This window comes from Vibrio sp. 2033 (genome assembly GCF_033339735.1).
In genome coordinates this window covers 78,365-102,058 of sequence record NZ_JAWOVC010000006.1, presented here as the reverse complement: position 1 = coordinate 102,058, position 23,694 = coordinate 78,365, and the positions used below count along the sequence as shown (strand labels likewise).

General features: G+C 46.1%; 22 protein-coding genes and 1 riboswitch. Of the genes, 15 read left to right on the top strand and 7 right to left on the bottom strand.

What is annotated here, in order from left to right; all coding sequences use genetic code 11:
• Positions 1 to 9 precede the first annotated feature (9 nt).
• The 6 genes from R7P74_RS10565 (at position 10) to R7P74_RS10540 (ending at position 5,491) form a co-directional block, all read left to right on the top strand.
• Entirely contained in the window at positions 10 to 1,653 is a 1,644-nt protein-coding gene (locus R7P74_RS10565; protein WP_033906682.1) for a TolC family protein, read from the top strand.
• Positions 1,653 to 1,856 (top strand): DUF1656 domain-containing protein, encoded by a 204-nt coding sequence (locus R7P74_RS10560; RefSeq protein ID WP_005374946.1) that lies wholly within the window; start codon positions 1,653 to 1,655, stop codon positions 1,854 to 1,856. The genes R7P74_RS10565 and R7P74_RS10560 overlap by 1 nt, the downstream gene beginning before the upstream one ends.
• A gap of 12 nt (positions 1,857 to 1,868) precedes the next feature.
• Positions 1,869 to 2,759, top strand: a complete 891-nt coding sequence (locus tag R7P74_RS10555) for an HlyD family secretion protein (RefSeq protein WP_213866705.1) — start codon at positions 1,869 to 1,871, stop codon at positions 2,757 to 2,759.
• 16 nt (positions 2,760 to 2,775) lie between these two features.
• Entirely contained in the window at positions 2,776 to 3,462 is a 687-nt protein-coding gene (locus R7P74_RS10550) for a potassium channel family protein (protein ID WP_213866704.1), read from the top strand.
• Entirely contained in the window at positions 3,455 to 4,603 is a 1,149-nt protein-coding gene (locus tag R7P74_RS10545) for an AI-2E family transporter (protein ID WP_213866703.1), read from the top strand. The genes R7P74_RS10550 and R7P74_RS10545 overlap by 8 nt, the downstream gene beginning before the upstream one ends.
• Before the next feature lie 216 nt (positions 4,604 to 4,819).
• Positions 4,820 to 5,491 carry a DUF2057 domain-containing protein gene (locus R7P74_RS10540; RefSeq protein WP_130545736.1) on the top strand — a complete coding sequence of 224 codons (672 nt, stop codon included), beginning with the start codon at positions 4,820 to 4,822 and terminating at the stop codon, positions 5,489 to 5,491.
• Between the two features lie 59 nt (positions 5,492 to 5,550).
• Here the strand turns inward: R7P74_RS10540 and R7P74_RS10535 are convergent, their stop codons facing one another.
• Together R7P74_RS10535 and R7P74_RS10530 are read right to left on the bottom strand one after the other, a co-directional pair.
• Positions 5,551 to 5,997 (bottom strand): RDD family protein, encoded by a 447-nt coding sequence (locus R7P74_RS10535; protein ID WP_025768614.1) that lies wholly within the window; start codon positions 5,995 to 5,997, stop codon positions 5,551 to 5,553.
• A gap of 179 nt (positions 5,998 to 6,176) precedes the next feature.
• Positions 6,177 to 6,941, bottom strand: a complete 765-nt coding sequence (locus R7P74_RS10530; protein WP_005374935.1) for a ferredoxin--NADP reductase — start codon at positions 6,939 to 6,941, stop codon at positions 6,177 to 6,179.
• 210 nt (positions 6,942 to 7,151) lie between these two features.
• On the opposite strand from R7P74_RS10530, the gene R7P74_RS10525 reads away from it, so the two are divergent.
• Positions 7,152 to 7,604 carry an acyl-CoA thioesterase gene (locus R7P74_RS10525; protein WP_005374933.1) on the top strand — a complete coding sequence of 151 codons (453 nt, stop codon included), beginning with the start codon at positions 7,152 to 7,154 and terminating at the stop codon, positions 7,602 to 7,604.
• A 694-nt stretch (positions 7,605 to 8,298) separates the two neighbouring features.
• On the opposite strand, the gene R7P74_RS10520 is transcribed toward R7P74_RS10525, so the two are convergent.
• Positions 8,299 to 8,517 (bottom strand): VF530 family DNA-binding protein, encoded by a 219-nt coding sequence (locus R7P74_RS10520; protein ID WP_005374929.1) that lies wholly within the window; start codon positions 8,515 to 8,517, stop codon positions 8,299 to 8,301.
• 132 nt (positions 8,518 to 8,649) lie between these two features.
• On the opposite strand from R7P74_RS10520, the gene R7P74_RS10515 reads away from it, so the two are divergent.
• The gene (locus R7P74_RS10515) at positions 8,650 to 9,573 is read left to right on the top strand and encodes a LysR family transcriptional regulator (RefSeq protein ID WP_005374928.1); all 924 of its coding nucleotides are present in this window, start codon (positions 8,650 to 8,652) and stop codon (positions 9,571 to 9,573) included.
• On the opposite strand, the gene R7P74_RS10510 is transcribed toward R7P74_RS10515, so the two are convergent.
• Positions 9,570 to 9,860 carry a putative quinol monooxygenase gene (locus R7P74_RS10510; RefSeq protein ID WP_005374925.1) on the bottom strand — a complete coding sequence of 97 codons (291 nt, stop codon included), beginning with the start codon at positions 9,858 to 9,860 and terminating at the stop codon, positions 9,570 to 9,572. The two genes, R7P74_RS10515 and R7P74_RS10510, sit on opposite strands and share 4 nt — an antisense overlap.
• Positions 9,861 to 9,929: 69 nt before the next feature.
• Complete coding sequence (locus tag R7P74_RS10505) at positions 9,930 to 10,583, bottom strand: oxygen-insensitive NAD(P)H-dependent nitroreductase NfsB (protein WP_017820149.1); 654 nt, start codon at positions 10,581 to 10,583, stop codon at positions 9,930 to 9,932.
• Positions 10,584 to 10,750: 167 nt separating this feature from the next.
• Here R7P74_RS10505 and R7P74_RS10500 point away from each other — a divergent pair, with 167 nt between their 5' ends.
• Positions 10,751 to 12,220 (top strand): helix-turn-helix transcriptional regulator, encoded by a 1,470-nt coding sequence (locus R7P74_RS10500; protein WP_258669789.1) that lies wholly within the window; start codon positions 10,751 to 10,753, stop codon positions 12,218 to 12,220.
• A gap of 129 nt (positions 12,221 to 12,349) precedes the next feature.
• A complete protein-coding gene (locus R7P74_RS10495) occupies positions 12,350 to 15,007 on the top strand; it encodes an alpha-amylase family glycosyl hydrolase (RefSeq protein WP_318122833.1) in 2,658 nt (885 codons plus the stop codon).
• An 84-nt stretch (positions 15,008 to 15,091) separates the two neighbouring features.
• On the opposite strand, the gene R7P74_RS10490 is transcribed toward R7P74_RS10495, so the two are convergent.
• The gene (locus R7P74_RS10490) at positions 15,092 to 16,249 is read right to left on the bottom strand and encodes a D-alanyl-D-alanine carboxypeptidase family protein (RefSeq protein ID WP_077283423.1); all 1,158 of its coding nucleotides are present in this window, start codon (positions 16,247 to 16,249) and stop codon (positions 15,092 to 15,094) included.
• Positions 16,250 to 16,459: 210 nt separating this feature from the next.
• On the opposite strand from R7P74_RS10490, the gene R7P74_RS10485 reads away from it, so the two are divergent.
• Entirely contained in the window at positions 16,460 to 17,755 is a 1,296-nt protein-coding gene (locus tag R7P74_RS10485; RefSeq protein ID WP_225473741.1) for an alpha/beta fold hydrolase, read from the top strand.
• A gap of 455 nt (positions 17,756 to 18,210) precedes the next feature.
• Positions 18,211 to 19,191, top strand: a complete 981-nt coding sequence (gene trhO / locus R7P74_RS10480; RefSeq protein WP_005374899.1) for an oxygen-dependent tRNA uridine(34) hydroxylase TrhO — start codon at positions 18,211 to 18,213, stop codon at positions 19,189 to 19,191.
• 68 nt (positions 19,192 to 19,259) lie between these two features.
• Here trhO and R7P74_RS10475 read toward each other — a convergent pair whose 3' ends face one another.
• Complete coding sequence (locus R7P74_RS10475; RefSeq protein ID WP_136976810.1) at positions 19,260 to 19,565, bottom strand: DUF6482 family protein; 306 nt, start codon at positions 19,563 to 19,565, stop codon at positions 19,260 to 19,262.
• A 108-nt stretch (positions 19,566 to 19,673) separates the two neighbouring features.
• On the opposite strand from R7P74_RS10475, the gene R7P74_RS10470 reads away from it, so the two are divergent.
• From R7P74_RS10470 to gbpA, 3 genes are all read left to right on the top strand, one after another.
• Positions 19,674 to 21,155 carry a cryptochrome/deoxyribodipyrimidine photo-lyase family protein gene (locus R7P74_RS10470; protein ID WP_225473742.1) on the top strand — a complete coding sequence of 494 codons (1,482 nt, stop codon included), beginning with the start codon at positions 19,674 to 19,676 and terminating at the stop codon, positions 21,153 to 21,155.
• An 80-nt stretch (positions 21,156 to 21,235) separates the two neighbouring features.
• Positions 21,236 to 21,736, top strand: coding sequence for a fasciclin domain-containing protein (locus tag R7P74_RS10465; protein WP_005384595.1), 501 nt, complete (start codon positions 21,236 to 21,238; stop codon positions 21,734 to 21,736).
• Positions 21,737 to 22,008: 272 nt separating this feature from the next.
• A riboswitch (cyclic di-GMP riboswitch) is annotated at positions 22,009 to 22,109 on the top strand.
• A 98-nt stretch (positions 22,110 to 22,207) separates the two neighbouring features.
• On the top strand, positions 22,208 to 23,671 hold the full coding sequence (gbpA, locus tag R7P74_RS10460) for an N-acetylglucosamine-binding protein GbpA (protein WP_225473745.1): 1,464 nt from the start codon (positions 22,208 to 22,210) through the stop codon (positions 23,669 to 23,671).
• The last annotated feature ends 23 nt before the right edge of the window (positions 23,672 to 23,694 follow it).

The following is a 23,694-nucleotide window of genomic DNA, read 5'->3' as shown; positions in this document are numbered from 1 at the left end:
GGTGGGGATATGATGCTTCCAAAACTAACCAAACCAAGCCTCGCCATACTTTCTTTGCTCGGACTCAGTGCGTGTACCACGGTAGGACCAGATTATGTTCATCCAAAGCAGGCGCCACTGCCAAGTGACTGGTCGGTGCAAAAAGCAGCCAAAGATACGCAGCAATCAGAGCAACAGCTACAACAATGGTGGCAGCAATTTAATGACTCGACTCTTAATCAGCTGGTTGAGTTGGCGAGCAAACAAAACCTCGATTTAGAAGCCGCAGGGCTACGAATTGTCCAAGCACGTTCATTGCTTGGTATTTCGACTGGCTTGCAATACCCACAAGTTCAAACCGTGTCAGGAAACCTAGCGCGTGCCTACGTAAATGATCAGGGCGTGAATAACGCCACTTTGTCGTTTGATGCTGCTTGGGAAATGGATGTTTGGGGCAAGTATGCTCGCGGTATTGAGTCGGCAGAAGCGGGTTACTACGCATCCATCGCATCGTATCACGACATCATGGTCACCATAACCGCCGAAGTGGCGCGCAATTACATCAACTATCGCACATTCCAAGAACGTATTTTGCTGTCTCGCCGCAACATAGAGATTCAAGAGCGTGTCGTCCGCATTACACAGGTGCAGTTCGACTCTGGCAACGTTACAGAATTGGACGTTCAACAAGCTAAAAACCAACTCTACACCACCAAAGCAGCGTTACCGAGCCTCGAAGTGGCAATGAAGCAATCACGTACTGTGTTGGCTTTGCTACTGGGTCTGTTACCAGAAGAAGTAGATCGACTGCTACAGTCGGATGGGATGCACAAGCAAATCGCTGAGTACGAAGCCCAGTTCAAATCGACGGGCAGAAAATCGGCGCTATCGGGCACCGACGAGCGTTCCATTGTGCCACGTCCACCGCTTTTGGATACGCAAGTGGATGCTAACTTAGTGATGCGACGTCCGGATTTGCAAGTCTCTGAGATGCAAGCTCGCGCGCAAAGTGCGCAGATTGGCGTGGCAGAAACCGCTCTGTACCCAAGCTTTTCGTTGTTCGGTTCCATCGGTATCGACAGTACGGTTCCCGATGGCAGCAGTTTCAGTTTTAGCGATTCGCTCACCATGGTGGTTGGCCCAACGTTCAGTTGGAACATTTTCCAATACGGACGCGTGAAAAATAACATTCGTTTCGAAGATGCTCGCTTCCAAGAAACGCTGACCAACTACAACAAAAAGGTACTGCAAGCCGTTAATGAAGTCACCAATGCAATCGAAGCTTATGACCTGTATTTGCAGCAAAAAGATTTACGCTTGCAATCGGTCAACTCTTCTATTCGTGCGTTCAACATATCCATGACACAGTACGAAAACGGACAAATTTCATTCGAACGTCTGCTTAACTCGGTAGAAAAAATGACCCGCGCAGAAGACAGCTACGCAACGATCAAAGGTAATGTTGCGAACCAAGTTGTTGCACTCTATAAAGCCCTCGGTGGAGGCTGGCAAACCCAAACAGGCAAACCTTTCATCAGTGAATCGATTGCCACGCAGATGACAGAGCGCACTGACTGGGGAAGTTATTTAAATGAAGAAAACCGCGTATTGCCGCCTTTGCGACTCGAAACTCCGGCTGAGACCAGTGATGAAAACAAAACGGAGGATCGGTAATGCCTCATGAACTCTCTTGGGGAGACGTTTACTTTTCTCCTACGCTACTCGTGCTCTTTCTCGCCGTCACGGCCACGTGGATAACGGTGATGATATTGAACAAGACACGTTTGTCTCGCTTCATCGCTTTTCCGTCTCTGACGTTTATTGCCATCATGGTCGGTTATGTGGTGGCCATCGACAGCTTTTATATTCAATTTTAGGTGCCAAACAAGATGAAAAAACTATTCGTAATCGCACTCAATCTTGTCATTCTTGGTGGCGCAGCTTGGCTCGGCTATCAAAAGTTTGAGGAATACTTTAATAACCCATGGACACGAGATGGGCAAGTGCGTGCTAACGTCATCAAAGTGGCTCCTCGCGTATCAGGCCCAATTGTAAATGTCGCGGTGCAAGACAACCAAGAAGTAAAAACGGGGGATTTACTGTTTGAAATCGACCCTGCGACTTACCAGGTTGCGTTATCTCAAGCCGAAGTAGCACTGGAGCGCTCCATTGTTAGCTCTCGCGGTAAAAAAATCGAATATGACCGCTTAAAAGACATTCGTGCCAAAGACCGTGGCGCAGTTTCTCATAAGGATCTGATTCGTCGTGAAATCGCTTACGAAGAATCGCTACTGCAAATCAAATCTGCAGAAGAACAACTAAAATCAGCACGCCTTAACCTCAGCTTTACCAAAGTTTATGCGACCGTCGATGGTTTTGTATCTAACCTCGATATTAGAAACGGTACGCAAGCGGTCGCAAACCAACCACTGCTCGCACTGATCGACAAAAACAGCTTTTGGGTATTTGGTTTCTTCCGTGAAAACCAACTTGCGCAAATCGAACCTGGCAGCCAAGCACGTGTCACTTTGATGTCACACCCAGACACGCCAATTGACGCGACGGTTGACTCGATTGGTTGGGGTATTGCGCCCAAAGACGGCACGGTCGGCTACAACCTTCTTCCAAACGTAAACCCTGTTTTTCAGTGGATTCGCTTAGCACAACGTATTCCGGTGCGAATCTCCCTACAAGAACTTCCTGAAGATGTTGATCTTCGATTCGGGCTTTCTGCGTCCATCATGGTGATGAGAGAGTCATCCGCAGAAAGTGAACAATAACTAAGAGAGAAGAGCCATGGTCATTGGTAAAAACCTCAAAAACATTAATGAAGAAAACAACTTCTTCTATCTAACCTTAGCGCTAGTGATTTTGTTGTTAGGGAGTGCGATGGCACAAGTCGTAGGTGAAGGGACGATTGAACACATACTTCAGGCTTTCACGGTTCTGACGTTTATCGTCTGTTTTGCGAGCCTTCGCTTTGACAAAACCTGGTCTCGTTTCCTCTACAGCCTGTTTGGTGTTTGGGTTCTTGTGATTGTGATCAAAACCGTTTTCGACATCCGAGAGATGAATGTGGTGATGCTTGCCCTCACCTTTGCGTTCTTTTTCGGCACTTTTAAATCCATCGCAAGACAGATTCTTTTCACCGGCCATGTCAACAGCAACAAAGTCATTGGCTCGATCGCGCTTTTCTTGCTGCTTGGTCTGATGTGGGCGATTGCCTACCTCATTCTGCTTGAGTTTTCGCCTAAAGCCTTTACCGGTATGGAAGCGATTTCTTGGGGGCAGAACTTCTCCAATGCAGCGTATTTCAGTTTCGTTACCTTAACCACACTCGGTTATGGCGACATTAGTCCTCTAACACCACTGGCTCAAGTCGTGGTGTATTTAGAGGCCATCACAGGTGTTTTTTATATGGCGATTGTTGTTTCAAGTCTCGTCAGTTCTAACATTGATCATCAGGTAAACAAAAATGGATAAACAATCGGTAAAAATCGACAGTAAGCTTTTCATCAGTAATATGGTGGAATCGGCAATACGCATTGGCTTGATCTTTGTCTTGCTGATGTTTACGTACGACATCATCAAACCCTTCATCCTTCCGGTTATTTGGGGCGCTATTATAGCCGTCGCTTTAATGCCGCTTACCCAAAAATTGCAGCGTGTATATGGTGGTCGCAGAGGTCTGGCAGCCACAACCATTGCTTTACTTGGTATTGCCCTCCTTGTCACGCCACTTGTTATGGTATCAGGCTCCATTGTGGATGGTGCAACGCACGCGCTTGAAGTACTACAAAATGGACAAGTGAAAATACCAGGGCCAAAACCTTCCGTAGCGGAATGGCCTATCGTGGGTGATAAGCTCTACGAAGTGTGGACCCTATTCGCTACTAATCTTGAGCAAGCGATTCAAACCTTTATGCCACAAATAAAGGCAGGACTCACATCTTTACTGGGTACACTTGGGGGCGTATTGGGAAGTTTACTGCTTTCAATCTTGTCACTTGCGATTGCAGCAGGTTTCATGACGTACTCTGAATCTGCAGCATCAGGCTTAAGAACCATCGCGATTCGAACCGCTGGTGAAAACGCAAAAAGCTGGACCACGCTTATCGCTGCGACAATTAAAAGCGTACTGCTTGGCGTAGTCGGTGTAGCGGCGATTCAAGCACTGTTGATCGGTGCTGGTTTCTTCGTATTTGGCGTTCCGGCAGCAGGTTTACTCACACTGCTTCTAATGATTTTATGTATCGCTCAGCTCCCGGCGTTGCTCGCAGTGCTACCTGTGATTGGCTTCATGTACATGACCCAAGACACCTCAACAGCAACCATGTTTACTGTTTGGGTCGTAGTTGCGGCTCTTTCTGAAAACCTGTTCAAACCAATGTTAATGGGACGTGGCGTCGACGTGCCAATGCCTGTGATTCTGCTCGGTGCCATCGGTGGTATGCTTTTCTACGGCATCGTTGGTCTGTTCTTAGGTGCCGTTATCCTAGCAATTTGGTATGAGTTATTTGTTTGGTGGTTGAGCATTGAGAAAGCGCAACAGCAAGAAGAAATGGCAGACCAACAAGACGCTTCTGATGACCAATCAGAACCTGGACACGGCGCAGGCATATAATAAATCAATAAGTTAGAAAGAAATTCAATCTATAACTTATGATATCAAACCGCTGAATTTCAGCGGTTTGATTCTATTTGGATCACAGTTTCGTCGTAATAAATGCGATAAAAATGACGTTCTTGTTAAATTTTCATACTTATTACACTTGGGAGTTGCAATCGGGCAATGAACGATGCACTCTCGATGACCACTAATTTGCTTAGGATAAAAACAATGAAATTGATCAAGCCTTTAACTTGTGCGCTTGCTCTCGCAATGAGTGGCATGGCATTCGCAGATGTAACCGTGAGTGTTCCTGACAACGTTTCAGTATTAGCGGCTAACGGTGAAAAAGCAGATCTTTCGGGTGGTTTTTTCGCCTCTGAGAGAACACTGACGTTACCTGATGGCCTTAACCAAGTCGTATTTCGTTTCGCCCCTTACTTCAACCAAGGTAATGACCGTTTAAGTGTTGAAAGCGATGTTATCGTTACACGATTTGACGCGACCAATGCCAAACTCACTCTACAAATGCCAGAATACCGCAACCTACGTGATGCGGAAGAAAAGATCAAAGACTTAGATTGGAAACTGGTTGATGATTCTGGCAACGCAATCGCGGTTGACCAGGACAAGTTGCTCAAACCGGGTATGCAAATCGGTCGTGATTACGTACGTGAAATCGAAGATTATAACCAAGCTGGCGGTGCAGCAGCCGTGGCTTTTGCTGGCGCAGCGACCATGCAGCCAGTCACGCTTCCTGCAAAGGTTCCTGCGGATATGAAGCAAGTGAGAGCAACTGCGGTTAAAGCGGATTCGACAGCTGAAGAGATGCTGCACTTCTGGTACCAAAAAGCAGACGCAGAAACCAAAGCTCGCTTTAAGAAATATGTTAATCAACAGTAAATCTGGTTAACTTTATCGATATTAAAAAAGCCACTTCACGTGGCTTTTTTGATCAAAAATTAGGAAACTTGAACAACTTTAGTATTGGCGATCAAGTCATGCAACAAACGTCGCTCCGGATGAAAGAACAACAATGCCAAATTTACCAACGGGATCCCCGGAATGAGCATCTCCAGTAAGTAGCTAATAACAAGCCTTAACCCTGCTGTAACTTTCGTTGCCTTACTATCATTTTTCATTACAACTTTAATACCAATCATGCGCATACCGATGGTTTGCCCATGACTCAATGCATTCCAGTTGATCATTAAAACCGTTGGTAAAGAAAGCAAGTAAAACGCCTGAGTTTCACGAACAAGCGTGAGGTTATCTGCTAAAGAGAGCTGAAAGTCGTTAAGAAAAGAGTTAATACTCAATGCAATTATTAACACGACCACCATCGTAAAGAGCAGGTCGATAAAACCAGCAATGATTCTCTGTTGCTTGCTCGCGATAAAAGCATACATGGACTTCAGTCACCTCAATGTAATTGGTTAAGCGAGAATGACTGAGTGTACAGACGCGCAATGGTGAGCGCAGTTTAGGTATTGCCAACATAATATTCAACTAAGACATACTAAATCGCGGTCATATCTCAAAAGTAATCATTACATCTTGAGCATAACCGTATCAATTTAACAAAACGCTACCAGTAACGTTCGTAAATGATATTTCCCCCAGTTTGATGGCGATACTTTTCCAAGCCTAGCTCTTGTAAAACGGGCACGGTATCTTTGATCATTTGTGGATTCCCACACATCATGACAAAGCTACGCTGAGCTGAGAATGGCGCATCAGCGGCGTTGGACAGTAAACCCGATTCGATGAGTTCAGGAATTCGGCCTTGTAATTTACCGTCAACCACTTCCCTGCTGACTATCGGTATATACTTTAATCTGCCTTCATATCGTTGCTGAAGCTGTTCAATTAGGTATTTATAAACCAGATCTTTTTCGAAACGAACGGCATGAACCAGCACAATGCGCTCATTGTGAGGCGGTAAGTTTATATCATCCAGCAGCGATAAAAACGGTCCAATCCCCGTACCTGTAGATAGCAGCCACAGGTCATGAGCCTGTTTAGGAATAGAGTCATGGATTAAATCGCCATGTGCGGTGGCACCGACATAAATGCTATCACCAGATTTAAGCTTTTGGAGCCGTGGAGAAAGTTGTCCTTGAGGGTCGGCTACTATTAGAAATTCCAACCAATCGAATTGCTCGCTTGGCGCATTAACCACAGAGTAAGCACGGCTGATCGGCTTACCTTCATCATCAAGCAAAGCAAGCTTGGTGAATTGGCCAGCTTTAAATGAAAGAGGCGCGCCAGATATTCTCAAACTGAACAGCTCACCTGTCCAATCAATGCGTTTCTCAACTCTTGCGAGGTTGAAACCTTTGAGTTCAATCATGAGACACCTCCTATCTGGTTACTCTTAGTTAAACTTACGCCTTCAACTCGATTATGTAAAGTTTCTAGTTTACATAATCAAACCACTATTTCATTTCACATTTTAAAAACAATTTTATTACATATTAAATGATTACATCTAGAATAAATGCTCAAAGTGATAAGTCGCGTCGCAATTTGTGGCAAAGCAGATGAAAAAGGAGCAATAAAAATGGACACACTGTTAAAGGACTTTCCCGTTATCACAGAGATAAAAGTCGCATGGGGTGAAATGGATGCTCTGCAACACGTTAATAACGTGGTCTATTTTCGCTACTTCGAGACCGCACGTTTAGATTACTTCAACAAAATTAACCTGCTGGTCGACCTGCAGACCTCGCAAATTGGGCCAGTACTGAGCGAGACTCAATGCCGCTACAAATTGCCTGTTACTTACCCAGACACGCTATTAGTCGGTTCTCGCGTAATCGACATGCAAGAAGATCGCATCACGATGGAGTACCAAGTGCTGAGTAAGAAGTGGGGTAAAATTGCGACCATCGCGACCGCCACTGGTGTGATGTTTGATTTTAAGAACAACGTTAAAGCTGCGATTCCAGATCACGTTCGCCAGTCGATTTTAGACTTGGAAGGAACCGTGGGTAGTACGCATCATTTGGAGTAGCAAGAAACGAGAGATTAAAGGCGAGGTTCCCGACAGCGCTCCTTCATCGCTATCGGGAATGATGCTGAGATACCATTCCAACTTACGCAATAAGAAAACTAGAGTCATTCTAGCGAGCCATAGCGAGACTAAGAATCTACTTACCGCTTGCAGCAGACCATAAAGCCATGAATAAACTCAATACAATCTGAGAGTAGATTCTGAATCACGCTCGTTCCTCGCTGTTCAGAATGACAGTTCGAGTTTGGCTCTGAGCTCTACAAAACCATCAAAAAAAGCGATTCCAGAAGAACCTAAGTGAGTCACTCGGAATCTCGCTTTAGACGTATCAGCAGAGCGACTCTTCCAGCCTACGCGATAAGAAAAGCTGCGTCATTCTAGCGAGACTAAGAATCTACTTGCCGCTTGCTGCAGACCATAGAACCATGAATAAACTCAATACAATCTGAGGGTAAATTCTGAATCACGCTCGTTCCTCTCGGTTCAGAATAACAGTTCGAGTTTGGCTCTGAGCTCTACAAAACCATCTAAAAAAGCGATTCCAGACAAGCCTAAGTGAGTCACTCGGAATCTCGCTTTAGACGTATCAGTAGAGCGACTCTTCCAACCTACGCGATAAGAAAAGCTGCGTCATTCTAGCGAGCCAAAGCGAGACTAAGAATCTACTTACCGCTTGCTGCAGACCATAGAGCGGTTAGCAGAACGTCTCGATGTACAGCGCTTCGACTTTGTCCCGCGCCCATTGCGTTTTGCGCAGGAACTTCAGCGACGATTTGATTGAAGGATCTTTCTTGAAACAGTTCACACGAACGCGCTCATACATGCCATTCCAACCAAAGTGTTCAACTAGTCGGGTGACGATTTTCTCTAAACTCAACCCGTGAAGTGGGTTATTCGGCTGCTGTTGGCTCATGCTATTGATCCGGTAAAGTGAAGTTGCGCGCTAATCTAACTCAAACTCGCCGTGCAACCTAATGTTTTAACCTTGAATTGGCCTACGACTCTCCCCTATAGTAGCCCAAACTTCTTAAAAGCCCTTTTCATTATGAAAGCCCTCAACGACCTCAATATTTTTGTCGAAACCGCGCGCCAAGGCAGCTTTTCAAAAGCCGCTAACAGCATGGACATGACACCTGCCGCCATTAGCGCATCGATTAAGCGTCTTGAAGGGCAAATCGGTTTCCCACTGTTTGTGCGTTCCACCCGAAGCCTGCGTTTAACCTCAGAGGGCGAACTGTTTTTAGACAAAACCACGCAAGCGTTGGCAACATTGCAAGAGGGGTTGGATCAGATCTCAAGTGCGCGCGGGGAGTTGTCTGGTCAGTTGCACATTACTGCACCCTCCGATTTTGGTCGCAATATGTTGCTCGATTGGGTGGATGAGTTCATCGATCTCTACCCAAATGTTTCCATCAAACTAGAGCTGTCCGATAGCTTGACGGATATGTACACCAAGCCTGTCGATATTGCGATTCGCTACGGCGAACCGGCCGACTCCAATCTGGTCGTATTGGCATTGTGTGGGTCAAACGAACGGATATTATGTGCATCGCCAGAGTACGTAGCTACACATCCAGAACTCGCCTCTCCTGCCGATTTAACGCAACACAACTGCTTGTGCTACATGGTCGCGGATTCGGTCTACAACAAATGGACGCTCACGCGTGGCAGCGAGAAAGAACAAATCGTGGTCAGCGGTAACTTGTTGAGCAACGATAGTGACTTGCCACATCGGTTAGCGATCAAAGGCAAAGGCATTGCGAATAAATCATTGATGGACATTAGCCGAGACTTAATCGAGGGAAGATTGGTGAGAGTGTTACCAGAGTGGGATTGCGGCCCAGTGCCGCTCTACATGGTATGTGCCGATCGTCGATTATTGACGCCAACGATTCGGACTTTCCGCGACTTTATCCAGCAAAAATGCTGCCAGCAACGCGCCAACGTGCTGGCAACCTTCTGTCATTAGGCGATAAATCGAAGAGGACGAATCTGGGTATATTCAACCCAATCGTTCTCTTCCAATGTTTCAAGAAACGTCGCCATATGCGGGCTTTGCAAATGCTTATCCAAGGCCTCTTGCGACGCCCAGATTTCTTGGAACATAAATAGGCCATCAACTTTTTCGTCGAGATACAACTCGTATTGGCAACAGCCTTCTTCTTTACGAGTTGGCTCTAGTAAACCAGCAAGCAAATTCACCACCTGATCCTTACTATCTGGATAGGCTTTCACTTCTGCGACTAAGTGGATCATCGTTTTATCACTCTTTTGCGATTTATATATTGATTACGGGGTTCTACGTCACCTGTAAGTAAGCTCGAATTAGATCTCGGTGAATACGGTTTCTGCGTCCCAGCGAGACTTTGGCGTTTTCGCGTTGAAGTCATCTTCCGCGTGGTAGCCAAGCGGCACGATCACAACACTGGTATAACCTTTTTCACGCAAGCCAAATTCTTCATCCAGCACTTTTGGATCAAACCCTTCAATTGGTACTGCATCAATTTCTAGCGTCGAAGCACCCAACAGCAACGTACCCACGTTGAGGTAAACTTGTTTCTCCATCCAATGGTTTGCATCTTTCAAATCAAAACGGTGCATGTTCACAAAGTAGCTACGACCACCGCGTACAGCCGCTTTCGCTTCTTCAGTTGGGAATCGACCATCTTTTTCTTCTTGCACCATTAGCGCTTCAATGTAGTCGTTATCAATGCCTGTTTTCGCACAAAACACCAATACGTGAGAAGCGTTGAGAATCTTCGCCGCGTTAAACGCGTAATTCTCTTGCGCCGCTTTAGCGATGCGCTGTTTGCCTTCTTCTGTGCTTGCCAGAATGAAATGCCAAGGCTGGGAGTTCACACTCGATGGACTAAAACGAATCAGCTCTTTAACTGCGTCGATTTTTTCTTGAGATAGCTTGCGCGTTGAGTCAAACACTTTCGTTGAGTAACGAGATTTTGCAGCTTGTACGATATCCATGAGGTTCTCCAATTAATGAATTTAAGCTGTGTAACAGCATAACCTCATGAGATAAAGGGAAAAACCGATTTCGATTAAAAACATTTTCAAAATAAATTTGAAAATAAAACGATAAGAAAGGCTTTGAGCGTTCTCACTGAATTTCTTCATCTTTTCGGCAATAATGCATGTTTGCTCGCAACCAAACTCAACTCATGCTGCCTCAAGATAACGTTATTACATCCTTTCTGTGCAAAAAGCTCGGTCACAATCACCTTCGAATTGCCGGCGAATATTGGCACATTGAGAAGTTGGTGGCCTTGCAATGCATGATGTTGAAAGAAGCGCCTAACCTCCAGGAAGGGCTGCTTTGGTGGAGTAAAAGTGTCTCATTATTCGACCGCCGTTTGTACGTCACATTTCAACATGGTGATGCCCAAATCCATCTGCAAGTAGAATGCAGAACAGCCGATATGCCAAATTGGGCGGAGTCGGTGTTTGGCTTGCTCAAAATGCAGTTGGAGACGCTTGAGCTAAGTGAATCAATACAAGTACAAGTACAAGTTCAAGCCAGCAATCCACTCGCGGTCGATATTTTTCTAGGGGAAACGCGAGATTCTAAAACCAGTTCAAGCGTGTTTGAACTGGTGAAACATGTTTATTTGCTGCTTTCTCACCAACCAATTGAACAGCCAGAATTGCTGAGTGTTTTGAACGCCTTGTTCATCAAAAACAGTAATTACGCGCTCAAGTTAGAGCAAGCGGCAAGGCAACTGGGCGTCTCCAAACGCACCTTGCAACGTCGACTGCAAGAAAAGCAAATGAGCTACTCTCAATGCGTTGATTTCGCTAAAAGAAAGCAAGCACTCACTTTGCTTGCCGACACCCAACTCACAACGCAGCAAATCGCCTATCAACTTGGTTATGAAGAACCTTCGAACTTTCACCGCACTTTTCGTCGTTGGTATCCGTTTTCACCCATGCAATATCGCCAACAATGTTTGGATAACCGAACTCAACTAAATCAACAACCAATCCGCTTATACTACGCCAAAGCCAATACCTTCGACGATAACCACATCGACCAACCTGTCGGCAAAATCTGGATGGAAGTGGACAATATTGCGTTTGAAAAAGTGGTCTCGGTAGAATGCCGTGACCGTGATGGCACGTGGCGTCGCTACCCAGCCTTCTTCGAGCGCTTTTTAAGTCATGGCATCGAACTCTGGGCAACGACCGAACTTCCGGTAGCGCACCCCCTTACCTTTCGCCTTTGTTATGAAGTCGATGGGGAACGTTACATTGAGAATAACCACCAGCGTGACTATGTGGTTTCTAAGGGGCTTTTAATTGGTGCAACGGAATACATTGTCCCGACTCGGCAGCTTATTAATATTGGGGCGCAATACACGCTCTTTATCGAACTGGCATGCCGACTTGAAAACGTTGCGAGGATTGACTGTTACGTCGATGATGATCCCACACCTCACGCAATGCGCTTAACCAAACACTCGCTACATTATGCTTGTTGGGTGCTGCAATTATCGCTCACTCAAACTGCAAAGCAGTGCCGTTTCCGCCTTTATGATGAATCCGACAACGAGCTCGCGAAAGAGCATTACCCGATACAATATCCTATTGTGCAACCGCTCAATTAAAACTGTCGGTCAGATCAAAACCATCACTTCGTGACATCATTTCACGTCTTTTTTGGCGTAAAATGACACTCTCAATTTCAAACCTTTGCTTTATCGTTTCTGCATTGCTGCATAACGGAGGCAAAAACTGTGTTTGAAACTCTACCTAACCCAATGAATAAAATAAAAATACTTCCTTTCGCGATCGCTCTTGCCCTTTCTGGCTGTGGAAGCGACGAAACCACACCAGTCGATACAGGCAGCCACGTGGCATCTCCTGATTGGCAAGATCAAATCATTTACTTCCTGATGATCGACCGTTTTAACGACGGCGACAGCGCTCTCAATGATCAAGAGCAAAACGAATTCGATCCGACGTCGGATAAAAAATTCAGCGGCGGCGACCTCGTTGGTGTGAGTGATAAGTTAAGCTACATCGAAGATCTCGGTGCCACATCGATCTGGATTACTCCGCCAGTTGCTAACCAATGGTGGGATGCAGAGCAAAACTACGGCGGCTACCACGGCTACTGGGCGCGTGACTTCCAAAAAGTGGATGAGCACTTTGGTGACATGGAAAGCTACCAAGCGTTAGCGCGAGAAGTGCACGCTCGTAACATGTTCTTGATTCAAGACATCGTGACCAACCATGTTGGTAACTTCTTCACTTACGATGCCCCATACAATTACGATCCTAGCCTTCCTTGCCAAGGTTTCCGTTTGATAAAAAATGCACTACCTGCCGGGCAAGAGCTGCCGTACCCACTCAACATGAATGAGTGTAAAACAGACGGCACAGGCAGCTACCACTGGACGCCAAGCATCACCGACCATAACGACCCAGTACAAGAAAAAACCTGGCAACTGTCGGATCTGGATGACCTGAATACATCCGATCCTGAAGTACGCGCTTATCTAAAAGAGAGCTACCGTAAATGGATTCGCGAAGTGGGCGTTGACGGTTTCCGTATCGATACGGTGAAGTTTGTTGAGCACGATTTCTGGAACGACTTCCTGCATGCCGACGATGGTGTGATGACTCAAGCGGTTGATACTGGTCGCGATAACTTCCTGACCTTTGGTGAAGTCTTCGAAACATCTACGCCTTACCACACCGAAGGCGAAGAGAAGATGCTGACTTACATCGGCGAAAGCGGCTCGCCGGAGCAGTTAACCTCGGTGTTGAACTTCCCATTGCAAGCAACCATGACTCGCGTGTTTGCAGCAGGACAACCGACCGATTACCTACGCTTTCGTCTTGAGAAAATGATGGAGATGTTCCCAAATCCATACATCATGCCGAACTTCATTGATAACCACGATATGCCGCGTTTTCTATCGCAAGGCAGTGTCAACGATATGAAGCAAGCTCTGATCACCATGATGAGCGTACCCGGTATTCCTGTGATTTACCAAGGTACAGAGCAAGCGATGCCAGCAGCGCGCGATGCGATGTTTGCTGGCGGTTACCGTGAAGACGGCGACTACGTAGATTCATTCGACCAAAACAGCGAGATGTACTTGTTCATCCAAGAGCTTGCTAAGTTACGTACCGAAAACAAAGTCATGACACGCGGCGAAATGAAAGTCATTGGCAGCGATAAAGCTGGTGCAGGTGTGTTCGCCTTTACCCGCACTTTGGATAACGACGAAGTCTTAGTGGTAATGAACACATCTAACTCTCCAATGTTGATGAACCAACTCGATGTAGAACAAGTTGGTGGCACCGTCTTCAAACAACAAATCATGTCGAACTGGGTAGACGCTCCAGAGCAGTTAATCGCAGATGAAAACGGTTACGTAACCCTTGAGCTACCAGCCAAATCTGCCGTGATTTACTCAAAAACTAACGATACCCAATCGGTAGATACCCCAGACCTCAACATCCAACTGGCGCAGGATTGGGAAGGAAAAACCATCACTGGTGATATTGTTATCGCGGGTAGTGCGAACGCCAACGAGAAGTTGAACCTTGTCGTCGATGGTAACTTAGAAACAGCGCAAGCCATTACTGCAGGCGCTGATGGTCAGTTTAGTGTCACGCTGTCGACTCGTCACTTTGCAATTGGCGAACAACAACACCGCTTCGCGATTTATTCTACTGAGAAAAAAGCTGGCATTGAAGATGTTAACTTTGTGTCGGACTTAAGCTGGTCAAACACGCCAGACGACACTATTGATGACGCGGGTGATGCGCAAGATGGCATGGGCGGTCCTAACGGTAACTATTCGCTACCAACGGATCCAACATTCGATAAAAACAATAGCCAACTCGCAATCAACAAAGCTGAGGTATTTACCGTTGGCAGTAACGTACGTTTGACCTTCACCATGGACAACATCACCGACACTTGGTTGCCACCAAACGGCTTCGACCACGTAGGTTTCACCATCTTTATGGATTTACCTGAAGAAGCCGCAACTAACTTGTCTGAGCTACCGAAGATCAACGCTTCTATGCCAAGCGGAACCTGGAGTCGTAATGCGGTTGTTTTTGGCTGGCAAAGCTCGATTTACAACACCAAAGGAGCAAATGCGACGACATGGGGAGAAGCGGTCACGCCAGCACCAACAGTGACAGTAGACAAAGCCAATAACACTATTTCGATGGACTTTGCGAGTGACGCGCTGGGTCGACCTGATTCACTGGATGGCATTCGATTCTATGTGACGACTTGGGACTTAGACGGCCTTTCGGCAACTTACCGTCCGCTAGAGCAAGACAAAGGCCCTTGGAACTTCTCCGGTGGCGCATCGGATGAAAGTAAGATTTGGGACGATTTACCAATCATCACCTTGTCGGAATAAACCGTTAAAAAAGACACCGCCCAACGTTTAGCTGGGCGGCCATCAACAAAAGAATGCAGAAAGACACTTCTGCTCGTTTTTATTCTAGTTAAAGAACGATTTCACCCACAGCACCAGACTGTCCCAAAGCTGACCAAACCACGAGCCCTCTTCTACCGCTTGGCTGCTGACCAAGGGATAACTCGCCACGGTACTGTCATCGCTTTTCCAAACGACCTTACCAATCTCATCTCCTTGCGCGATCGGCGCAATCAACGGTTCATTTAACACCACACTCTTATCAAGCCCAGCCGTCATTGAACGAGGCAGAGTGAGATAGGCATCTTTAGCGAAGATCGCCTCAACTTGATTGACATTACCCTTCCAAACGCGAACTTTAGACTCAACTTGGCCCTGCTTAGCAACTTGCTTGGTGTCATAAAAACGAAAACCATAGCTGAGTAGATTCTTCGATTGGCTGATCCGAGCCTGTTTACTTGGCGTACCCATCACCACCGAGATAAGGCGCATTCTTCCTTCTTTGGCCGAGCTCACCAAGCTGTATCCTGCATTGCTGGTGTAGCCGGTTTTTCCCCCGTCGACATCAATGGAATTGTCCCACAACAACTTATTGCGGTTGTACTGCGTAATGTCGTTCCACTTGAAGACTTTCTCACTGTATAGCGCGTACACATCAGGAACATCGCTGATGATCGACTGCATGAGTTTTGCCATATCGGTTGGTGAGGTTTGGATGCCATCACTATCAAGACCATGGGAGTTTACAAAATAGGTGTCTTGCAGTCCTAATTTCTCCGCCCAACCATTCATCAAGGCAACAAAGCCGCGTTCACTGCCTGCAACGTGCTCAGCCAGTGCAACGCACGCGTCATTTCCTGATTGGATGATCACGCCGCGCATTAAGTTCGCAACACTAATTTCATCTTTCGGTTTGATGAACATTTTAGAAGAACCGGGAAACTTGGCCGACCACGCGTTTTCGCTCACGGTGACAACATCATCCCATTTCAAACGCCCCGCTTTGATTTCTTGTCCAACTACATAAGCGGTCATCAACTTGGTTAAACTCGCCGGAGCAAGGCCTGCTCGCCCGTTATGCTCGGCAATAATGGCACCGGATTGAAAGTCCATTAATACGTAGCCTTTTGCCTGTAACTGAGGTGGGTTGGGCGTAACAACGGCAAAAGTAGGTACGCTTATTAAACAAGTCACAATTGTCCATCGAGCCAGTGACACTTTCATCCGACTTCCTCCATGCTCTTACTTTGTCGCAACTCTATTGAGCATAGCTCACTCAACCAGTTGCACCAGTCGCTAATCGTTTCATTTTCTTGAACTTACATTGATTTGACCAAGGTATAGAACTGAAGAGGCAATTGGGAAATAGCGTTGGTTCTTCGCGCCATTCGCAGTAAAGTAGCGCTACCCCTCAATAAGGAAATAAAGATAACAATGAACGCTCAATCATTTATCGACGCAGGATTGCATTACACTCCCCACGGTTTTACCGTTCCTCTGGATTACCAAGACGCGAGCAAAGGCACCATTGAAGTCTTCGCCCGTGCGGTTTGCCTAGTTGGCGATGAAGAATCGACCAAACCTTGGTTGGTTTACTTTCAGGGCGGGCCTGGCTTTCCCTCTCCACGTCAAAACGGCAATAATGGCTGGGTAAAACGCGCCCTGCAAGAGTACCGAGTTTTGCTTCTCGACCAGCGCGGTACGGGCAACAGCAGCGTAATTAATCACCAGACGCTTGCTCACCTCACGCCAGAAAAACAAGCAGACTACTTGAGCCACTTCCGAGCGGATAACATCGTGCGCGACGCGGAATACATTCGTGAGCAATTTGGCGTCGAAAAATGGGCGATCTTAGGTCAAAGCTTTGGGGGGTTTTGCTCCCTCACCTATTTGTCTTTGTTCCCAGACAGCTTGCTACAAAGCTACATCACAGGTGGCGTGCCATCAGTCTCGCGTCATGCCGACGATGTGTATGAAGCCACCTTCAAACGCACCATGGAGAAAAACCAAGCGTTCTTCCAACAATTTCCAAGTGCGCAACAACTTTGCCAAAACATTGCGAATCACTTGCTGGAAAATGAAGAGTACCTACCAAATGGTCAACGCTTCACGGTGGAGCAATTTCAACAAATCGGCATCAACTTTGGTGTGAGTGATACTTTCTTGCCGACTTACTATTGGCTAGAAAGTGCGTTGATTGAAGTGAACAGCAAACCACAACTTCGCTATGAGTTCTTGAACGATATGTTGGCGCAGCAAAACTTCCAAACCAACCCGATCTACGCCATTTTGCATGAATCGATTTACTGCCAAGGCTTTGCGTCGAATTGGAGTGCGCACCGTGTTCGCCAAACCCGAACAGAGTTTAATTATGAACCTGGCCAGCCATTTTACTTTACGGGGGAAATGGTCTTCCCGTGGATGTTCGACCAATACGTCAACCTCAAACCACTAAAAGACGCCGCAGAAATATTGGCCGCGAAAGACGATTGGGCTGCGCTGTACGATCAAACTCAACTGGCTCAAAATAAAGTGCCTGTCAGTTGCGCCGTTTACGCCGATGATATGTTTGTTGAAATGGATATCAGCCGAGAGACGCTCGCGTTAATCCCAAATTCAAAAGCGTGGATCACCAACGAGTACGAGCACAACGGTTTGCGTGCCGACGGTGAACGCATTCTCGACAGGCTCATTGCCATGGGTAAACAGACCGCAGCTGCGTTGAAATAAGCAGGACAGACGTTAGAAATACGCCTTTTTAGTATTTGATGAAAAGGCGTTTATAGCGGTTTATGAACAATGGCGATCAGTCATTCACTCTTTGTCCCTAAACCTTTATCCCTCACCACCTCATGTATAAAACTGCGACATGTCCTTTCCTTGTCAATGACTCCGGTGATTACTTGGTGCTTCTTGCGCCTAACTTTTTTGAAGGGCCCAAAACAGCATAAATTTAAACCAAAAGTATCGGCTCCAACCTACCTAACCCACTATAATTAATGCTTATAATTTGAACACATAGCGGCTTCACCTGCGGACATGCTCCCCCTATCAAAGACCGCCAGGCCCCGCCTACTCATAATATCCGTATAATTTGTCCGTATTTCCGACTAGTTTAGTCAGGTATACTTCGTGCCGCTAAAATTTTAAGGTCGTTGACCACCTGTATTTTTAAAGGAAACCTCATGAGTCAGTATGTAGTTTGTGCGCTGTACAAGTTTGTTGAGCTGAATAACTATCAAGAGCTACGCGAGCCATTACTTGCGTTGATGGAAAAACACCATATTCGCGGAACATTACTACTGGCAAGTGAAGGTATCAACGGTACTGTTGCATCTGATCGTGCAGGTATTGATACGCTACTGGAGTGGCTAAACAACGAACCTCGTTTGACTGGCACCGTATACAAAGAGTCGTATTCTGAGACCCAGCCATTCAATCGCACCAAAGTGAAACTGAAAAAAGAGATCGTAACATTAGGTGTTGAAGGTATAGACCCTCGCCACGTAGTGGGTACTTACGTGAAACCTCAAGAGTGGAACGATCTTATTGCTGATCCTGAAGTGTTTGTTGTCGATACACGTAATGATTACGAAATCGAGATCGGGACATTCAAAGGCGCTGTAAACCCAAATACTGAAACCTTTCGTGAATTCCCAGACTATGTAAAAGAAAACATGGACCCGGCAAAACACAAGAAAGTTGCGATGTTCTGTACCGGTGGTATCCGCTGCGAAAAATCAACGGCTTACATGAAAGAACAGGGCTTTGATGAGGTCTACCACCTAGAAGGCGGCATTCTTAAATATCTTGAAGAAGTTCCTCAAGAAGAGAGCATGTGGGAAGGCGATTGTTACGTATTTGACGGTCGTGTTGCAGTGAACCACCAGCTAGAAAAAGCAGATTACGATTTATGTAACGCTTGTCGTCTACCGATCACTGAAGAAGACAAACAGTCAGAATTGTTCGAGCAAGGCGTGAGCTGTCCAAAATGTCACGGCACACACTCAGAAGAACAAATTGCTCGATTCCGCGAGCGTGAAAAACAAGTTGTTCTTGCAGAGCAGCGAGGCGAGCAGCATGTTGGTGGTGAAAGTGCCAAGCAAAGAGAAGCCCGACGTGCCGCTAAGTACGCGCAAAAAGAAGCGCAGCGTAAACAAGACTAAGCCCAACTCTCCTTATATTTAGCGAGCTGCCGTAAGGTGGCTCGCTTTTACTGCGCACCAATACTCTTTCAGTACAATTTTGTATCCCTCACCAATACCTCTAGTTGATTGTTTCTTTTGCCTTCGGGTAGCCCCACCATTTCATCATAAGCACTTTGATGTACTAAAACCTGCTTATTTGCTTTGATATTCCTGCACTTCTTTTGCATCTCGATCAGGGAATGAGCCCTCAAAAAGATACCGTTGTCATCAGTGATAAATTGCGCTTCTCCATCAATCACGACAGATGCCTGGTACAATGCGAGATCAAGCGAATGAATGACCAATTTGTCTACATAGAAGTATTTTTGTAACTTACTCAATGGTATTGCCATGTGTCACCTCCCTGAAAGTTACCTCTACGTTTTGTAGAATAAAACCGATCATTGGATGAGATTTCTTCGGTTTACTTGCGTACAACATCGGAAACAAAGAGGATTCCGATGCAAACAATCAATGTCGTGTGGTTAAAACGAGATTTAAGGCTGACTGACCATCAACCACTAACTCAAGCATTATCAACAAAGCACCCAACTGTGCTTTTGTATATTGTTGAACCATTGCTATTGAACAACCCACACTATTCTGAGCGCCACTGGCGATTTGTTTGGCAGTCACTGCAAGACATGGATGAGACGCTCAAAGCATATGGGCATCGAATCACGGTGCTGTTTGACGATGCCTTAGCATGTTTCCAATCAATTCAAGCGCAATATCAAATCAACGCTGTTTTTTCTCACCAAGAAATAGGACTCAACTGCACCTTTGAGCGCGACAAACAAGTTGCCGCTTGGCTGTATAAGCAGAACATCGACTGGTTTGAGTTCGAACACGGTGCTGTTATCAGAGGTGCAAAAAACCGGCAAGGTTGGGACAAACATTGGGACTCTGTCATGAGAGCCTCAATAAGCCCTATTGAGCTCCAAACCGACTTATTGCATTCATTGGATGCAGAAGCTCTCGGCTGTTCGTTTTCGCCACCATCATCCTGGCTATCAAAATGCAAAGGAATGCAAACGGGAGGAAGCCGGCTCGCTTGGAAAACACTAGAGGACTTTTTTCATCGTCGAGGTCGTGATTACTATCGAAGCATTTCTAGTCCCACAGCCTCACGCACAGCCTGTACTCGACTTTCTCCGTATCTCGCTTGGGGTAACATATCCTTGCGTGAAGTTTATCAATACCTTTTGAAACACTGGCAAGTCGCTGGGTTTCGTCGCAGCTTAATTGCATTGTCTTCACGGCTTCATTGGCACTGTCACTTCATCCAAAAATTCGAATCGGAATACGACATGGAGTTTTACTGCGTTAATCGGGCTTACGAACCATTGATTAAACAAAGTAGTACTTTCGATGAAGAAAAGTTAGCAGCATGGAAATCCGGGCATACTGGCGTACCTTTGATTGATGCCTGCATGCGCTGTTTGCACCACACTGGTTACATTAACTTTCGCATGCGTGCCATGCTGGTTAGCTTTCTTACTCACCACATGAACATGAATTGGCGAGTAGGTGTAACGCATTTAGCGCAACTGTTTCTCGACTTTGAGCCCGGAATTCATTACCCACAATTCCAAATGCAAGCAGGAGTAACCGGGACTAACACAATCCGTATTTATAATCCGATCAAGCAAGCCCAAGAACATGATCCTGACGGCACGTTCATCTACAAGTGGGTACCTGAATTGCAAATGGTTCCTCCCCCTCTTTTATTCGAGCCTTGGACAATGACCCAGATGGAAGTTGTCATGTATCAGTTGCAGCCAGATAGCCGTTACCTTGCACCTATTATCACACCAGACAACGCAGCTAAGGCAGCAAGAGAGCGCTTATGGACGTGGCGGAAACGAGCCGATGTGAAACAAGAAGGCAGACGAATTCTTGCGCGACATGTTAGACCCTCAAAAGAAAGTAGGACGCGATGATCATCTCTCAATCACAATGCGTACAAATGCCAACACACTCCAGGGAACCCGTTGTACCCTCAACTAGTAAGGAACACATTATGTTCAAACGTATCTTAGTTATCGCGGCGACACTGATGGCGACGTTATCTTTTATGCTGCCCGTCAAGGCTCATGAGCATGGCATGATGAAAGCCGATATTGTCGACGTTGCCGCTGAAAATGGCTCTTTCAATACGCTTGTTGCTGCGGTGAAAGCAGCGGGCCTGGTTGACACTCTCAAAGGGGAAGGCCCATTTACTGTTTTTGCACCAACGGATGACGCTTTTGCAAAACTGCCAGACGGCACAGTCGACATGCTCTTAATGCCGGAAAACAAAGACAAGTTAGTATCTGTTTTGACTTATCACGTCGTCCCAGGGAAAGTGATGGCTGCCGATGTTGTTAAGCTAGACAAAGCGACTACGGTTCAGGGGCAAGATGTCATGATTAAAACCATGGGCGATAAAGTCATGGTTAACGATGCAAATGTCATTGCAACCGATGTGAAAGCTAAAAACGGTGTCATTCACGTGATTGATACTGTCATCATGCCGAAATAACACCATTCAAAGGGCGGTACACTCCGCCCTTTAGACAGAACTTCTTCCACCCTTAGCACGATTCCTCTCCACTTATCCCCAACAAACCTCCACCCATTCACCATGACTATAAAAAAGATAAAAACAAAATTAAAATCAATACCTTGCAAGACGACACTGCACAATATTGACGAGGTTAAGATATCGTTATCTTTCAATTTGAGAACAGGATTCCATGTCAGTGACGTTTACTTTTCCACATGTAAATTCTTAAGCTAAATTTTGGCTGCTCAATCACATTTCGGCAAACCATTCGAAAGGGTGGGACGCAAAGCTTCCGGTCTGTCTGCATTTAAAAATCTAAAAGAATGCTCATGATAGCGGGGTTACCATGACGCAGTGTTACAGAAGTCCAATTTCTGTAGCGTTGCTTTATGCTCAGCATGCGCCGGGGTGTGACACTAGTTTGTCAGCCATAACAGAGGACATGTGATGAAATCATTTCCAACCAAATCCGTACTCGCGTTAGCACTTGCAAGCATTAGCTCAGGTGCTGCGGCTCACGGTTATGTATCAGAAACCAATGGTGGTGTCGCTGCAAGTCGCTCGGCACTATGTAAGTATCCAACGCCAGATACTAACGAAAAAAATAATAACTGCGGTGCGATTCAATATGAACCGCAAAGCGTTGAAGGCCCTGATGGCTTTCCCGAAACAGGGCCTCGCGATGGTAAAATAGCGAGTGCCGAAACCGCTTTAGCAGCTGCCCTTGATGAGCAAACTGCCGACCGTTGGGTAAAACGCACTATTCAAGCAGGTACACAAACTTTTGAATGGACATTTACCGCTAACCACGTGACGCGCGACTGGAAATATTACATCACCAAGCCTGATTGGAACCCAAACGCTTCACTATCACGAGACTCTTTTGATCTAACTCCTTTCTGTGTCGTCAACGGCAATATGGTTCAACCCCCGAAACAGGTAAGCCATCAATGTAATGTGCCTACTCGCGAGGGATACCATGTCATTCTGGCAGTATGGGATGTTGGCGACACTGCAGCCTCATTTTATAACGTGATCGATGTGAAATTTGATGGTGACAGTCCCGTTATTCCAGATTGGAAGCAAGGCGGTCAAATTATTCCTACAATGGATTTAAATATTGGGGATTCGGTTTATACGCGCGTATTTGATCAAGCAGGTGAAAACATAGCGTATAGAACTAAACTAGAAATTACCGATGCAGCAATGGGCCAAGCGAAAAACTGGTCTTACGCACTCGCGACTAAGCTAAACCAAGAACAAGCAAAACTGCAAGCCGGGCAGTATGCAGAGGATAAATTCACTCCTGTTTATGGTACTAATCCGGTGTATCTGCAAGCAAATAGCGGCCTTGAGCGAGTAGAGATCGGCTATAACATTGAAACTCCTGTTCCAGAATACTCACTCACAGTAGATGGCTTAGCAGACGAATATATCATTGAGTCAACACCGACAACGTTGGATCTGACACTAACTGCTGAAGGCGATTTAAATGCAGAACTCACCGTTTACAATCACCATCGCGAACCACTTGCAAGTTGGGCAAACGAAATGAAAGACGGCTCGGTAGAAGCGATATCGCTCGCTTTAAGTAAATCGGAGCCGGGTCACCATATGCTCGTAACACGTATTAAGGATAAAGATGGCAACTTGGTGGATCAGCAAACGCTCGACTTTCACTTAAAAGAAGATCCAGTAACGCCACCACCATCTGGTGAGTACGATTTTGTCTTCCCTGAAGGACTATCTAGCTACACGGCGGGCACAAAAGTGCTTGCCAGCGACGGGGGCATTTATCAATGTAAACCTTTCCCATACTCTGGTTACTGTATGCAGTGGAAAGAAAGCGCAAACCATTACGAGCCTGGAATAGGTTCACACTGGGAGATGGCTTGGGATAAAGTCAACTAAATCACCCTTTGAACGTTACGCAA